General features: G+C 67.8%; 14 protein-coding genes. 12 read left to right on the top strand and 2 right to left on the bottom strand.

The genetic code is table 11. From position 1 onward, the window contains the following. The first annotated feature begins 106 nt into the window (after positions 1–106). The 5 genes from N4G42_RS09855 to N4G42_RS09835 all read left to right on the top strand — a co-directional run bounded on the left by N4G42_RS09855 (position 107) and on the right by N4G42_RS09835 (position 5,804). The gene (locus N4G42_RS09855) at positions 107–928 is read left to right on the top strand and encodes a metal-dependent hydrolase (RefSeq protein ID WP_260667013.1); all 822 of its coding nucleotides are present in this window, start codon (positions 107–109) and stop codon (positions 926–928) included. A gap of 18 nt (positions 929–946) precedes the next feature. Beyond that, positions 947–2,380 carry a TolC family protein gene (locus N4G42_RS09850; RefSeq protein ID WP_260667012.1) on the top strand — a complete coding sequence of 478 codons (1,434 nt, stop codon included), beginning with the start codon at positions 947–949 and terminating at the stop codon, positions 2,378–2,380. 17 nt (positions 2,381–2,397) lie between these two features. After that, entirely contained in the window at positions 2,398–3,384 is a 987-nt protein-coding gene (locus tag N4G42_RS09845) for an HlyD family secretion protein (RefSeq protein ID WP_260667011.1), read from the top strand. Between the two features lie 69 nt (positions 3,385–3,453). Then, positions 3,454–4,626 carry an ABC transporter permease gene (locus N4G42_RS09840; protein WP_260667010.1) on the top strand — a complete coding sequence of 391 codons (1,173 nt, stop codon included), beginning with the start codon at positions 3,454–3,456 and terminating at the stop codon, positions 4,624–4,626. Continuing rightward, positions 4,626–5,804 carry an ABC transporter permease gene (locus tag N4G42_RS09835; RefSeq protein ID WP_260667009.1) on the top strand — a complete coding sequence of 393 codons (1,179 nt, stop codon included), beginning with the start codon at positions 4,626–4,628 and terminating at the stop codon, positions 5,802–5,804. The genes N4G42_RS09840 and N4G42_RS09835 overlap by 1 nt, the downstream gene beginning before the upstream one ends. Positions 5,805–5,845: 41 nt before the next feature. On the opposite strand, the gene N4G42_RS09830 is transcribed toward N4G42_RS09835, so the two are convergent. Next, positions 5,846–6,382 (bottom strand): DUF962 domain-containing protein, encoded by a 537-nt coding sequence (locus tag N4G42_RS09830; protein WP_260667008.1) that lies wholly within the window; start codon positions 6,380–6,382, stop codon positions 5,846–5,848. 117 nt (positions 6,383–6,499) lie between these two features. On the opposite strand from N4G42_RS09830, the gene N4G42_RS09825 reads away from it, so the two are divergent. The 6 genes from N4G42_RS09825 (at position 6,500) to N4G42_RS09800 (ending at position 12,310) form a co-directional block, all read left to right on the top strand. After that, entirely contained in the window at positions 6,500–7,204 is a 705-nt protein-coding gene (locus tag N4G42_RS09825) for a Crp/Fnr family transcriptional regulator (RefSeq protein ID WP_056743535.1), read from the top strand. 103 nt (positions 7,205–7,307) lie between these two features. Further along, entirely contained in the window at positions 7,308–8,741 is a 1,434-nt protein-coding gene (locus N4G42_RS09820) for an aldehyde dehydrogenase family protein (RefSeq protein WP_056067777.1), read from the top strand. 87 nt (positions 8,742–8,828) lie between these two features. Beyond that, a complete protein-coding gene (locus tag N4G42_RS09815; RefSeq protein WP_260667007.1) occupies positions 8,829–9,455 on the top strand; it encodes a DUF2889 domain-containing protein in 627 nt (208 codons plus the stop codon). Between the two features lie 56 nt (positions 9,456–9,511). Beyond that, positions 9,512–10,273 carry an SDR family oxidoreductase gene (locus tag N4G42_RS09810; protein WP_056067300.1) on the top strand — a complete coding sequence of 254 codons (762 nt, stop codon included), beginning with the start codon at positions 9,512–9,514 and terminating at the stop codon, positions 10,271–10,273. Between the two features lie 376 nt (positions 10,274–10,649). Further along, positions 10,650–11,624 carry a hypothetical protein gene (locus tag N4G42_RS09805; RefSeq protein ID WP_260667006.1) on the top strand — a complete coding sequence of 325 codons (975 nt, stop codon included), beginning with the start codon at positions 10,650–10,652 and terminating at the stop codon, positions 11,622–11,624. Then, entirely contained in the window at positions 11,624–12,310 is a 687-nt protein-coding gene (locus N4G42_RS09800; RefSeq protein WP_260667005.1) for a hypothetical protein, read from the top strand. Before N4G42_RS09805 ends, N4G42_RS09800 begins: the two co-directional genes overlap by 1 nt. Before the next feature lie 28 nt (positions 12,311–12,338). Here N4G42_RS09800 and N4G42_RS09795 read toward each other — a convergent pair whose 3' ends face one another. Then, positions 12,339–13,202: a type IV pili methyl-accepting chemotaxis transducer N-terminal domain-containing protein gene (locus N4G42_RS09795; RefSeq protein ID WP_260667004.1), complete on the bottom strand. Its 864-nt coding sequence runs from the start codon at positions 13,200–13,202 to the stop codon at positions 12,339–12,341. 188 nt (positions 13,203–13,390) lie between these two features. Between N4G42_RS09795 and N4G42_RS09790 the strand changes: the two genes are divergently transcribed. After that, positions 13,391–13,810: a BLUF domain-containing protein gene (locus N4G42_RS09790; RefSeq protein WP_260667003.1), complete on the top strand. Its 420-nt coding sequence runs from the start codon at positions 13,391–13,393 to the stop codon at positions 13,808–13,810. Positions 13,811–13,857: the final 47 nt, after the last annotated feature.

The following is a 13,857-nucleotide window of genomic DNA, read 5'->3' as shown; positions in this document are numbered from 1 at the left end:
TACTTGACAGTACCATAGTTGATCTGCATCATACAAATCCACCGGTACTACAAAGTACCAAATCCATGCACCACCGCGCGGCCCCCTTGCGCCAGGAGCTTTCTTCATGACCGAACTCGTTGTCCGCCGCCTGCTGATCGACCTGGAGACGCCGTTTGCGCGCCACTGGTGTGGTGGCGACGCGTTTCGCTCTGCGCTGTTCAACGCGCTGTCGATGAGCTTTCCGGTGGGCGAGCAGTTCTTTATCGACGCCGTGCGTGACGGCCACAAGGCCCTGCCCCCCGACAAGCAAGCGCAGTTTGCCGACGAAGTGCGTGGCTTCATCGGGCAGGAGGCCACACACCGCCGCATCCACGCGCTGTTCAACGGCCACCTGGACCAGCAGGGCCTCGCCAATGAATGGGCCCCGCGTGCGCAAGAGCGCATGAAGCTGTTTGCGGGCGCCGACCCGCGCCATCCGCTGGCTGTGACCGCTGCCAACGAGCACTTCACCGACCTGCTCGCCGAATGGCTGCTTGCCCACCCCGAGGTGCTGCAGGGCGCCGAGCCGCGCCTGGCCACGATGTGGCAATGGCACTGCGCCGAAGAGTCCGAGCACAAGAACACGGCCTTCGACCTTTACCAGGCACTGGGCGGCAACCACGAGTGGCGCATCACCTGGTTCCGCCGCATCACGGTGGTGTTCCTCGGCGATGTGCTGCGCCAGACGGTGCTGAACCTGCGCCGCGATGGCTCGCTGTGGAAATGGAGCACGTGGACCAGCGCCGCACGCACGTTGTTCGGCAAGGGCGGCCTGGTGCGCGAGACCTGGCGCCCCTGGCGCGAGTACCTGCGCCCCGACTTTCACCCCAGCCAGCACGGCACCGACTTGTCGGCACGCTGGCTGGCGGAGCACAGCAACGCCTACACCCCGGTGGGTGCGCGCTGACAACCACGACCTGACACCATGACCCATCCCACCACGCCCCGGCACACAGGCCGGGCAGGCGCGGCTTTGCTCTGCCTGCTTGCATCTACCACCCTGACCCTGCTGCCCCTGCAGGCCCACGCCGCCCCTTTGGCGTTTGACGCAGCGCTGCAGCAGCTGCAGCAGCGCTCCGACCAGCTGGCCGCATCGCGCAGCGCCGTCGAAAGCGCCCAGCTGCGCCGCGACGCCATGCAGCGCCTGGGTGGCCCGGTGGTCAACCTGAGCGGCGCCGCCTACACCTACAACGCCAACCTGGACGTGGACCTGAACCCGCTGAACCGCGCACTGCCCGGCGTGCTGTCGCAGCTGCCACCCCAGCTGGCGGGCTCGCTGGCCCAGTTGCCGCATCTGCCGTCCAGCTACACGCTCAACCGCAGCAAGAGCGACACCACAGCCTCGGTCTCTGCCATCTGGCCGATCTACATGGGCGGCGCCAGCAATGCGGCCCGGGGCCTGCTGGATGCCCAGGCGCAAGAAGCCCAGGCCGACGCCGCCAAAACCGGCCATGAGGCCACCACCCTGCTGGTGCAGCGCTACTTTGGCGCCCAGCTGGCGCAGCGCGCTGCCCTGCTGCGCGAATCGGCCCTGGCCACCATTGAGCAGCACGACGCCGCCGCACAGAAGATGCTGGACGCTGGCGTGATCGCACGCGTCGAACGCCTGCAGGCCCGCTCCGCACTGGAAGAGGCCCGACGCAATGCCCGCAAGGCCCGCGACGATGCCGAGCTGGCCGCCACGGCGCTGACCCGCACTCTGAAGGCGTCCGACCCTGTGACGCCCACCAGCCCCCTGTTTGTGCTGAGCCAGCCGGTCGAGCCCCTGCCCCACTTCATCGACACCGCCTTGGCCCACCACCCAGGCTTGGACAAGGTGGCCGCCAAGAAAGAACAAGCCACGCAACTGCACGCCGCCCAGGAGGCACTGCGCAAGCCCCAGGTGTTCGCGTTTGGCCAGCGCCAGCTCAAGACCGGCCGCGATGCCGACTGGGTGGCCGGCGTGGGCGTGCGCTGGACGCTGTGGGACTCCATCGACCGCAACGCGCTGGCCGAGTCATCCAACCGCCAGATCGAGCAGGCTGAGCGCACCGGCGCGCAGGCGCAGAACGACATTGCCCTGCTGGTGGAAAAACGCTGGCTGGCCCTGGAACAGGCGCGCCGCGCCTACTTTGCGCTGCAGCCGGGTCTGGAGCTGGCCGACGAAGTGCTGCGCCTGCGCATCTCCGGCCTGAAGGCGGGCACCAGCACCACGCTGGACCTGATCGACGCCCAGGTCAACCAGGCCAAGGCCCAGACCGAACGCGCGCAGGCCGCCCACGACTACGTGAAGGCGCTGGCCGACCTGCTGGAGGCCTGCGGCCTGTCGGAAGACTTTGGCAAATACATGGCGCGCGCTGATGCGGTGCGGGTGGAATGAGTAAAGGTGGAACGAACATGAGCAAGAACAACAGCAAAAAGGCGGCCGTGATTGGCACGGTGGCCTTTGTGGCCGTGGCAGGCTTTGTGGGCTTTGGCCTGTGGAAAGCCTCGCAGCCCGCGCCCGAGGTGTTCCAGGGCCAGATCGAAGCGCAAGAGGCCGACATCGCCCCCAAGGTCACCGCGCGCATCGCGCAGATCCTGGTGAAGGAAGGCGACCAGATCGCCGTGGGCGCCCCGCTGATCCGCATGGACAGCCCCGAGGTGAAAGCCAAGCTGGCGCAGGCCACCGCCGCCCAAGAGGCTGCCCAGGCCGTGGCCGACAAGGCCCAGCACGGCGCGCGCCCGCAAGAGATTGAAATGGCCCGCCTGAACTGGCAGCGCGCTATGGCCGCTGCCGACCTGGCCGAGTCGTCCTTCAAGCGCGTCGATGGCCTGGCTCGCGAGGGCCTGGTGGCGGCGCAAAAACGCGACGAGGCCGAGGCCAACTTCAAGGCCTCGCGCGACCAGGCGCTTGCGGCCAAGGCGCAGTACGACCTGGCCCGAGCCGGTGCCCGCAGCGAAGACCGATCCGCCGCCAGCGCCCAGGCGCGCCAGGTGGCCGGAGTGGTGGCGGAGGTGCAGGCGGCCCAGGCCGAGACCGAGCTCAAGAGCCCCGTCGCCGGCGAAGTGGCCAAGGTGCTGGCCCGCACGGGCGAGCTGTCGCCCCAGGGCGTGGCCGTGGTCACGGTGGTGGACCTGAAGGACCAGTGGGTGGTGCTGAATGTGCGCGAAGACCGCCTGCAGCGCTTTGCCATCGGCAACGAGTTCGACGCCACGCTGCCCGCGCTGGGCGGCAAAACCGTGAAGTTCAAGGTTTACCACACGGCTGCGCTGCCCGACTTTGCCACCTGGCGCGCCACACGCGCAGGCCAGGGCTTTGACGCCCGCACGTTCGAAGTGCGGGCGCGCCCGGCGGCCCCCATCGAAGGCGCACGCCCCGGCATGACGGTGCTGGTGCAGTGACATGCGCCTGATGCACAGCGATTTGAGTCAAAAGTGCCGGTAGCGCTAGTGCAATATGCGCATAAAGCTATGAATTCAATAGCAAACAGCCTTCGCCGCGAGGCCCGCCGCCTGGCGGCCGACCCGTGGGACCTGGCCATGGTCACCTGGGTGCCGCTGCTGGGCGTGGCGCTCTTGTGGTGGATCTTCTCGGCCGGCCTGCCGCGCCACCTGGCGGTGGGCGTGGTGGATGACGACCACTCCAGCCTGTCGCGCCAGCTGGTGCGCATGCTGGACGCCACACCGGGCGTGCAGATCATCCAGCACTTCACCAACGCGGCCGAGGCCGAACGCGCGCTGCGCGCGGTGGACGTGTATGCCGTGGTTTCCATCCCGCGCGACTTCGCGCGCACCGTGAAGGAAGGCCGCGCCGCGCAGGTCACGCTGCTGCACAACGCGCAGATGTCTACCCACTCGGGCCTGCTGCAGCGCGATGTGCGCACGGCCGTGGGCACCTTGTCGGCGGGTATTGAGATGGCCGCGCGCAACAAGCGCGGCGAAAGCGCCCAGGCCGTGCACGTGAGCATGGAGCCCATCCACACGCAGATGGTGGCGCTGTTCAACGTGTCGAGCAACTACGAGCAGTTTCTGGGCGCGGCGCTGATCCCCGCCCTGCTGCACATCCTGGCCATGACGGCCGGTGCCTGGACGGTGGGCCGCGAGCTGCGCGACCGCACCCTGGGCGAATGGCTGGGCGCAGGGGGCTGGGTGCGCACTGCGGGCGCGCTGGCGGGCAAGCTGGCCCTGCCCTGGGTATCTCTCACGCTGGTGGGCCTGCTGGCGCTGGTGGGCATCACCTGGGGCCGGGGCTGGCACCCGCCGGGCAACCTGTGGTGGGTGGCTGCAGCGCTCGCACTGCTGATGGCGGTGTCGATCACCGCAGGCGCTGCGCTGGCAGGCATCACGCGGTCGCTGCGCACTGCGCTGTCGGGTGCGGGCTTTTTTGCGGCCCCGGCGTTTGCGTTCAGCGGCGTGGCCTTCCCACTCGCGGGCATGCCCGGCAGCGCCCGTGCGTGGGCCGAAGCCATGCCGTTCACCCACTACATCCGCCTGCAGATCGAGCAGCTGCAAATGGGGGCGCCGGTCGCTACCAGTGTCTCGACGATGGTGGCGCTGACCATCGCCACTGCCGCGCTGTGGCTGGTAGGCGCCACGGCGCTGACCGTGGCCCACAAACGCCCAGACACCTGGGGAGGCCGCTGATGAACACACCGATACAACCCATGCCGGTGACCACGCCACCCCGCCAGGGCCTGCTGGGCGCCTGGTTGCAAGCGCTGGCCACCGTGGTGCGCGACAAGGGCGTGCTGCTGCTGTTGGTGGGCGCACCCGTGCTCTACGGCTTTTTCTACCCCTGGTTCTATGCCGACGAGGTGCTGACTCGCGTGCCTGTGGCCGTCGTGGACTTGGACCACTCCAGCCTGTCGCGCCAGATCACCCGCTTTGCCGACGCCGCCCCCCGCATTGAAGTGCGTTTTGTCGCCGCCAGCGAACGCGAGGCGCAGGAGGCCCTGTGGCGCGGAGAGATCGAAGGCTACGCGGTGATCCCAGCCGGGCTCAAGCGCAACGTGGTGCGCGGCGAAAACGCCGTGGTCAGCATCGAGGCCAACGGCGCCTACGCGCTGCTGAACAAGGCCGTGCAATACGGTTTCGCAGAGGCCGTCGGCACCGTGTCTGCCGGGGTCGAGATCCGCAAGCTGCAGGCCAGCGGCCAGAGCGCCCCACAGGCCCGCGCCAGCCGCGCGCCGGTGCAACTGCAGATGGTGGCGCTGTTCAACCCCACCGAGGGCTACGGCAGCTTTGTGGTGCCTGCTGTGGCGCTGCTCATCCTGCAGCAGACCCTGCTGATGGGCGCTGCGATGCTCACCGGCACCTGGGTCGAAAGCGGCCAGCACCGTGCAAGCGCCACCACCTGGCTGGGCCGCCTGCTCGCGCTGTGCACACTGGGCTGGGCCAGCGGTCTCTTCTACTTTGGCTGGATCTTTGTGCTGCACGACTACCCGCGCGGCGGCAACCCGCTGGGTGCGCTGGCGCTGCTGGCCTGCTACATCCCGGCCATCGCTGCCCTCGGCGCTTTGCTGGGCCTGTGGTTTGGCAACCGTGAACGCGCGCTGCAGGTGCTGCTGTTCACCACACTGCCCATTGCGTTCGTCGCGGGCTTCTCGTGGCCGGTGGAGGCCCTGCCCGAGCCACTGCAGTGGCTGCGCTGGCTGCTGCCCAGCACCTCGGGCGTGCAGGCGTCGCTGCGGCTCAACCAGCTGGGCGCGCCGCTGTCCGCCGCGCTGCCTTACCTGTGTGCGCTGGTGGCGCTGGGTGCGGTGTGCGCAGGGGCCGTGCTGGCCCTTGCGAGGCCCTCAAGCACTTTGCGCCCTGGTGCCTAAGCAGCACAAGCAGCAAACGCGGCGGAGCGCGAGCGCAGAGCTTACTGAGGGTGGGCAGCAGCCTGTTGCCCGGTACGCAAGCGCACCGGGCCGCTGCGCTCTTCCACTGCCGCCTGCACCTCCTTGCGCAGACCCAGTGCAAACGCCCACTCGGCCACCACAAACAGCGGGCCCACGATCAGGCCCACCAGGTCGTCCACAAAAGCGGGCTTGCGGCCTTCGTAGTAGTGGCCCACGAACTGGATCACCCAGCCCACGGCAAACAGGCCGATGCCCGTGGCCAGCCAGACGGCCAGGGTCTGTGCGGCCACCCATTGCCCGCCCACCAGCATGGCGGCCAGCAGCGCGGCCATGGCCAGGCCAAAACGCATGTCCAGCCGGAAGTAGAAAACACTGGCCGCCAGCGCTGCCAGCAGCGCCGGGCTTAGCGGCAGCGCACCCACCATCCAGGTCGGACGCGACAGCAGGATGACGACGGCGAACATGATCATGGGAACGCCCACAAAATGGGTGTGGATGTTGCGCGGGTCGCGGTGGTAGTCGGCGTATTGGGACAGGTGGTCGATCAGGGTTTTCATGGGTGTCTCCAGCATGTGTTTTGCGCAGCATCAATACTCGCTCTCAGGCCGCGCCAGCGTCTGTCGTGCAGACGACAAAAAGCCGCCGCGCCCTCCTGCCCCGTTCAATCGCATCCCATGTCCACCCCTTCCGCCTACCTGCCTGTCCTCCAGTCTGGCCGCTGGTTTGCCCACCTGCCGCCCGACTTTTCCCAGCCGCTGATTGCCATGGCGCAGTTGCGCCATCTGCCCACGGGCGAGGTGCTGTTCCGGCGCGGCGATGCGCCCTGTGGCCTGTATGCCGTGGTGCGCGGCGCGGTCAGCATCTCGGGCACCGGGGGGCGGGCCGACGAGGCGCGTGCAGCGCTGCTGATCCGCCTGGAGCCGCCGCACTGGTTTGGCGAGATTTCGGTGTTTGACAACTCGGCCCGCACCCACGATGCACAGGCCACCGAACCCACCACCCTGGTGCACATCCCGCACGAGCGGCTGCAGCACTGGCTGCAGGCCCACCCGCAGCACTGGCATGCGCTGGCCTTGTTGATGACCGACAAGCTGCGCTCGGCCTTTGTTGCGATGGAAGAGCTGGCCCTGCTGCCCGCCCCGCAGCGCCTGGCGCGGCGCCTGGTGATGATGGCCGAGGGCTACGGCCAGTGGACGGCCGAGGGGCAGTCGCGCCGCGTGATCGAGATCTCGCAAGAGCAGCTGTCGCTGATGCTGGCGATCTCGCGCCAGACCACCAACCAGATCCTCAAGGACCTGGAGTCGCGCCACCTGGTGCGCGTGCAGCGCGGCGAGGTGGAGATTCTGGACCTGGCCGGCCTGCGGGGTGCCTGCGCCTGATTACTATTAAATCGATAGCAACCAAGGCATATTGCACTAGCACATCGGCGTGTTTTTACACAAATACTAAGCACACATTTCATTTCCGGGCAAAATGACGGCCATGCAACTGAATTACATCGCCAACGCCTCGGTGCCCTCGTCTTCGGGCCGCACGATCCCCGTGATCGACCCGTCCGACGGCCAGCCCTTCGACGAGATCCAGCGCAGCAACGCCGACGACATCGACGCGGCGGTGCATGCAGCCCGCCAGTGCTACCACGCAGTGTGGCAGAAGCTGGCCCCGGTGGAGCGCGGCCGCCTGCTCCAAAAGCTCTCGGCCAAGATCCTGGAGCATGCCGACGAGCTGACGGCGCTGGAGCAGCGCGACTGCGGCAAGCCCACCAAGCAGGCACGCGCCGATGCGATCGCGCTGGCGCGCTACTTCGAGTTCTACGCTGGTGCGTGCGACAAGTTCCACGGCGAGACCATCCCCTACCCCGACGGCTACAGCGTGCTGACCTGGCGCGAGCCCCACGGCGTCACGGGCCATGTGATCCCCTGGAACTACCCCATGCAGATCTTTGGCCGCAGCGTGGGCGGCGCACTGGCGGCGGGCAATGTGTGCGTGGTCAAGCCGGCCGAAGACGCCTGCCTCTCGCTGATCCGCGTGGCGCAGCTGGCAGCCGAGGTGGGGTTCCCAGCCGGAGCTTTGAATATCGTCACCGGCTACGGCCACGAGGTGGGCGACGCGCTGGCGCGCCACCCCGGCATCGACCACATCAGCTTCACCGGCAGCCCCAAGATCGGCACGCTCATCCAGCAGGTGGCTGCCGAACGCCACTGCCCCGTGACGCTGGAGCTGGGCGGCAAGAGCCCGCAAATCATCTTTGCCGACGCCGACCTGGACGCCGCCATCCCCGTGGTCATCAATGCCATCGTGCAGAACGCCGGGCAAACCTGCTCGGCGGGCTCGCGCGTGCTGATCGACTCGCTGATTTATGAACCCCTGCTGGAGCGCCTGGGCAAGGCGTTTGAAAAGCTGCGCGTCGGCCCCGCTGCCATGGACCTGGATGTGGGCCCGCTGATCCGCCAGACGCAGCAGCAGCGCGTGTGGGACTTTTTATCGGACGCGCAAGTGGCCGGCATCCCCATGGTGGCCCAGGGCGTGGTGGTGGACGAAGCCCCCGAGACTGGCTACTACCAGGCCCCCACCCTGCTGCGCGATGTGCCCGTGGGCCACCGCCTGGCGCAGGAAGAAGTCTTCGGCCCCGTGCTGTCGGCCATGGCCTTCCAGGACGAGGACCACGCGGTCGAGCTGGCCAACGCCACGCAATTCGGCCTGGTGGCCGGCATCTGGACGCGCGATGGTGCGCGCCAGTTCCGCATGGCCAAGCGTGTGCACAGCGGCCAGGTGTTCATCAACAACTACGGCGCGGCCGGCGGTGTGGAGCTGCCGTTTGGCGGCGTCAAATCCAGCGGCTATGGACGCGAAAAGGGCTTTGAGGCGCTGTACGGCTTCACCACCTTGAAGACCGTTGCCATCAAGTACGGTTGAAGCACCACAAGGTGTCCCGCCCGCGCACGACGGCATGGGCAGGCCCCGCTAACCTCGGCTGCTTCTGTACGACGATTTTTCTTCCCCATGCCCCTGAGCCCCCCCGCCCCCCGCACCCTGAAGCATGTCCGCCGGGTGAACTACCAGGGCTTTGAACGCGACGATGGCCTGTGGGACATCGAAGGCGAGCTGCATGACAGCAAGGCCTACAACGCCCCCTCGCACCGCGACCCGACGCGCACGCGCCTGGCGGGCGAGGCCATCCACCACATGTGGCTGCGCGTGACCGTCAACCGCCAGCTGGTGGTGCAGGCGGTGGATGTGTCCATGGATTCGCACCCGCTCAAGGGCTGCACCGAGGCCCAGGCCGCGCTGCAGCGCATGGTGGGCTGCAGCATGGCACGCGGCTGGCGCCAGGCCATCCAGAAGCACCTGGGCGGCGTGGAAAGCTGCACGCACCTGCGCGAGCTGCTGTTCAATCTGGCCACGGCAGCATTCCAGTCGGTGCCTGCCGTGTTTGCTGCCAGCCACCCCGACGAGCCGCCGCGCCACCTGGGCCAGTGCACGGGGTGGGACTTCAACGGCAACGGCGTGAAGGAATTCTTCCCCCAGTTCTACGGCCGGGAGCCCAAGGCACCCGCCCCGGCAGCCCCTGCGGCCGATACAGCTTCGGCCACTGAAATTTCAGCCCCATCGGGCGCTAGCGCTAGCTGAATATGCGCTGGTAGCTATCAATTTTGATATATCACCACAACCCATCGGAGACACCCATGCGTGTGCAGAACAAATCCATCATCGTCACCGGCGCTGGCAACGGCATTGGCGAAGGCATCGCCAAGCGCCTGGCCGCTGAAGGCGGCAAGGTCATCGTCAACGACATCAACGAGGTGGGAGGCCAGCGTGTGGTGGCCGAGATCACGGCCGCCGGCGGCACCGCCGCGTTCTTCAAGGCCGACGTGACGAAATCCGCCGAAGTGAAGGCGATGGTCGACGAAGCCGTGCGCCTGTACGGCCGCCTGGACGTGGTGGTGAACAACGCAGGCTGGACGCACCGCAACCGCCCCATGCTCGAAGTGAGCGAGGACGAGTTCGACAAGGTCTATGCCATCAACATGAAGAGCATCTACCTGTCGGCCATCCACGCCGTGCCTGCATTGCGCCAAGCCGGTGGTGGCAGCATCATCAACATCGCCTCCACCGCCGGGCTGCGTCCGCGCCCAGGCTTGACTTGGTACAACGGCTCCAAGGGCGCCGTCATCATCACCAGCAAGTCCATGGCGGCCGAGCTGGGCCCGGACAACATCCGCGTGAACTGCATCAACCCCGTGTTCAACCCCGACACCGGCCTGGCCGCCGAGTTTGCGGGCGGCCCGGTAGACGATGCGCGCCGCGCCAAGTTCCTGGCCACCATTCCGCTGGGCCGCTTCTCCACCGCGCTGGACGTGGCCAACGCCGCGCTGTACCTGGCGAGCGAAGAGGCTTCGTTCATCAGCGGCGTGTGCATCGAGGTGGATGGCGGGCGCTGCGTTTAAGTCAGCAAGCAAACAAACAGGCGTCGCGGCATGCTCTGAAGCAGCCACCACGCCCCTTTTAGAGCGGCCCAATCCGCACTAGGGCAGTGCGGATTGATTTGACGGTGCGGGCCCTGCTGCCTATAGTGCCGCCGATGTTTGCGAGCCACTCTCCCGCCACAGCTGCCAGCGCGACCGCGCCGCTGCGCCGTGCCGCGCGCTCGCAGGCCACGCTCCAGGCCGGTGACCGCGCTCTCTGCACCCTCGCTGCAGATTCCTGAGCCCGGCGACACCCCCTCCCCCCGCATTCTTTTCGCGCACCTCTTGTCGCCGGGCCCCACGCCCAGCGCCAGCTTGCGCCTTGGCAACCGCTGGGGCGCGGACGTCAGGAGTGTCTATGCCCCCGTTCCCTTCGGGCGAGATTTCGCTCGCCCCGTGCGCCCTTGCGCACAGCCTGCCCGCCGATGAGGCCATCGCCAACACGTCTGCCGCCACCGACATCACCCGCCACTTCATCCGCGCCAAGCGGCCTTGTGCCGACGGTTACCGCTGGTACCTGCGCCGCCAGGAGGGCGCCAGCAACTACCAGGCGCTGCTGGACGACCTGGTGCGCGAAGGCCGCGTGGAAGACGCGTGCTGGATGCTGGACCAGTTCGGCCCCACCAACGATGTGCTGGAGGTGGACCACCTGGAGGCAGACGCGCTGGTGTTTGCGGGCAGCGTGCGCTGCCGGGGCCATGCCGACGTGGAGGGTGTGCTGCGCACCGGCCGCAGCCTGAGCGTGCTGGGCGGCCTGCGGGTGGGCGGTGCGCTGCGCGTGGGCGAAGACCTGCGCGTGGCGGGCGCGGTGCGCTGCGAGGGCAGCGCGCGGCTGCACGGCGATGCGCGCGTGGGCTGGTCCCTCACGGTGGCGCAGCGGCTGCAGTGCACAGGCAGCCTGCGTGTGGGCGGTGAGCTGGACTGCGGCGCCGCCGCCCACGTCAGTGGCCACTGCCGGGTGGCCCAGGATCTGCGGGTGGTGGGCGACCTGGGCTGCGACGGCGGCATCAAGGTGGGCGGGCATCTGCAAGCCGATGCCGCCGTGCAGGCCGCCCGGGGCGTGTGGGCCATGGGCGATGTTGACTGCAAGGGCCACCTGCACGTGGGCTGGGGTGTGCGGGCCGGTGGTCACATCCACACCGGCGGGGCCATCCGTGCGGGCGAGAGCCTCTGGGCGGGTGAAACGATTGCCGCAGGCGACGCCTACGGCGTGTATGCGGGCCTGGACGTGCCCTTGCCCGACTGGCCCCACAGCGCCCAGGTGTGCGCCCGCGAACAACCAGCACGCCTGCTGAGCGGCTGCTGGACCGGGGGCACGGGGAGCACGCCATGATGGCCAGCGCACTTTGCCTGCACCTGCCTGGCCATGCCACCACCACCGGAACCACCAAGGCATCGACCAGCCCCGGCCTGCGGGGCCGCTGGGCCCAGTGGCTGACCGAACTGCGCATCGACGTGGACCTGTCGGGCCGCGACATCCAGCGCGAGTTCGATGCGCTGTACGACCGCATTCGCACCAACCACCGCACGCGCGATGCGATGCAGCCGCTGCCCCTGCATCTGCGCGGGCTGGTGTTCCGCCTGCGCGAGGCCGATGGCGAATATTTTGTGTACGCCATCGACCCGCTGCGCAACCGCATCGTGGCCTACACCGTGTTCAACCGGCTGGTGGAGGTGGACCGACGCACTGACCGCCACCTGCGCGCACCCCACACCAAGGTAGCGCAAGGCTACCGGCGCATGGGCATTGCCACCGCCATCTACCGCTGGTGGCTGGACTCTGGCCGCAGCCTCATGACCGGCGCACGCCAGTCTGCCGGCGCGCACGGCCTGTGGATGGCTCTGGCCCGCGACTATGAGCTGGCAGCGGTCCGCATCGACGCGCACAAGCGCGCGCAGCACTTGCCGCTGCCACCGCCGCCAGGATTTTTCGACGCGCTGGATACACGGCTGGTGCTGGTGGGGCGCGATTGCCATTTGGCGGAATTCACGCTGCCTGCCGCCTGTGGCGGCCACTGACCGGATGCGCCCAGCCGTGCGGTGCGGCTCAGCCCAGCACCTCGCGCAGAGCGGCCTCGTAGAGGCTGGTGAGCTTGTCCATCACGCCCAGCAGGCGTTCGCTGGTGGTCGCCACGGCACTGAGCCCTGCGTCATCGGCCGGGCGGCGCAGGGCCGAGTCGAAGAACAGCCACTGCGAGTCGGCCAGCTCCAGCTCGCTGCGGATGGCGGGCGTGGACACGGGGGCCGCCTTGAGCGTCTGCAGCGCCTGCCGGAAGTCGGCCGCATCGGCCACCAGTTGCGCCTGCACCACCTTCGACTCCACCTTGGCCGCATTCAGAAAATAGTTCTTGGCCAGGCGCTGCGACAGCATGCGCTGGCGGCCCGCCAGGTTGACCAAGCGGGCGCTGGGCGCCTGCGCCATCTTCTCGATGGCCTCGGTCACAGCCTGGGCCACCAACAGCGTGCGGTCAGCCTGCTCGGAGGCCGTAACGACCAGGGCGGTCTGGGTGGCCGGCGCTGCAGTCAGCTGGTTGAGCAGCGCAAACTGCTTTTGCACTTCTTCCAACTGGCGCCCCACATCGGCGGGCCAGCGCCCGGTCTGCATGCCCCGGGCCAGCTCGTTGCTGCCCGACTGCGCCATCTTGCGGGCCAGCCCCATCACATCCACCGCCGCGCCGGGCAGCACCTGCAGGTACTGCTGGCAATAGGCCTTGGCCATGCGTTGCGACAACGCACGAAACCAGCCCGCATAGTTGATGGCGCCGGACAACCCCATCTGTGCCTGGGCCCCAACGGCCACACTCGCCCAGGTGGGCAGCAGGATGCCCGCCGCCACCCATTGCACCGCCACACGGCGCTGGCATGGCATGGCGTCGGCGGAGAACCTGTTCAATAGCTCGCGAACTGGCATGGGAACCCCCTGAAATCGGATGCCCGCATTGTTGCAACGCAGCATTTCGACGCCCTGCGCCAGATCAAACATCCCCCATCCGCGGGTCCCACACCTGCGGAGACACAGAACCCATCTTCAGGGTCATTGGCGGGCGAGCCCACTGATGCGCAACAAACCTGACACACTGCGCCGTTCAGGAGACACACATGTTGATACAACTGACCTACGCCAGCCGCACCTCCCGTGTGCTCGGCCCTGCGGACATCAAGGACATCTTGGGCGCGTCGCAGCGCAACAATGCCCGCGCGGGCATCACCGGCGCGCTGTGCCTGAACAACGGCATCTTCCTGCAGCAGCTCGAAGGCGACCGCGCTGCGGTCAACGCGCTGTACCACCGCCTGCTCAAGGACACGCGCCACAAAGACACGGCCGTGCTGGACTTTGGCGAGATCCCTCACCGCCGGTTTACCAGCTGGTCCATGGGGCTTCTGGGCTCGTTGGACGCCAACCGGCAGCTGTTCCTCAAATACTCCAGCACCCCGGATTTCGACCCTTTCAGCATGAGCACCTTGATGCTGCGCAGCTTCTTCGACGAGATCCTGCAGAACGTGCGCTGGCTGGAGTGAGAAAATGCGGGGCATGTGCCCTCCCGTCTTGCTGAACGAGCCCACCC

The organism is Acidovorax sp. K2F (assembly GCF_025246485.1).
GTDB lineage: Bacteria > Pseudomonadota > Gammaproteobacteria > Burkholderiales > Burkholderiaceae_C > Acidovorax > Acidovorax delafieldii.
Note: the sequence above shows the minus strand (reverse complement) of the source record. Positions and strands in the feature narration are given on the sequence as shown.

What these genes read in the sequence shown, in the direction of transcription:
- N4G42_RS09855 (WP_260667013.1), top strand. Translation starts at nt 107, where the DNA reads ATGACCGAACTCGTTGTCCGCCGCCTGCTGATCGACCTGGAGACGCCG.
- N4G42_RS09850 (WP_260667012.1), top strand. Translation starts at nt 947, where the DNA reads ATGACCCATCCCACCACGCCCCGGCACACAGGCCGGGCAGGCGCGGCT.
- N4G42_RS09845 (WP_260667011.1), top strand. Translation starts at nt 2,398, where the DNA reads ATGAGCAAGAACAACAGCAAAAAGGCGGCCGTGATTGGCACGGTGGCC.
- N4G42_RS09840 (WP_260667010.1), top strand. Translation starts at nt 3,454, where the DNA reads ATGAATTCAATAGCAAACAGCCTTCGCCGCGAGGCCCGCCGCCTGGCG.
- N4G42_RS09835 (WP_260667009.1), top strand. Translation starts at nt 4,626, where the DNA reads ATGAACACACCGATACAACCCATGCCGGTGACCACGCCACCCCGCCAG.
- N4G42_RS09830 (WP_260667008.1), bottom strand. Translation starts at nt 6,382, where the DNA reads ATGAAAACCCTGATCGACCACCTGTCCCAATACGCCGACTACCACCGC.
- N4G42_RS09825 (WP_056743535.1), top strand. Translation starts at nt 6,500, where the DNA reads ATGTCCACCCCTTCCGCCTACCTGCCTGTCCTCCAGTCTGGCCGCTGG.
- N4G42_RS09820 (WP_056067777.1), top strand. Translation starts at nt 7,308, where the DNA reads ATGCAACTGAATTACATCGCCAACGCCTCGGTGCCCTCGTCTTCGGGC.
- N4G42_RS09815 (WP_260667007.1), top strand. Translation starts at nt 8,829, where the DNA reads ATGCCCCTGAGCCCCCCCGCCCCCCGCACCCTGAAGCATGTCCGCCGG.
- N4G42_RS09810 (WP_056067300.1), top strand. Translation starts at nt 9,512, where the DNA reads ATGCGTGTGCAGAACAAATCCATCATCGTCACCGGCGCTGGCAACGGC.
- N4G42_RS09805 (WP_260667006.1), top strand. Translation starts at nt 10,650, where the DNA reads ATGCCCCCGTTCCCTTCGGGCGAGATTTCGCTCGCCCCGTGCGCCCTT.
- N4G42_RS09800 (WP_260667005.1), top strand. Translation starts at nt 11,624, where the DNA reads ATGGCCAGCGCACTTTGCCTGCACCTGCCTGGCCATGCCACCACCACC.
- N4G42_RS09795 (WP_260667004.1), bottom strand. Translation starts at nt 13,202, where the DNA reads ATGCCAGTTCGCGAGCTATTGAACAGGTTCTCCGCCGACGCCATGCCA.
- N4G42_RS09790 (WP_260667003.1), top strand. Translation starts at nt 13,391, where the DNA reads ATGTTGATACAACTGACCTACGCCAGCCGCACCTCCCGTGTGCTCGGC.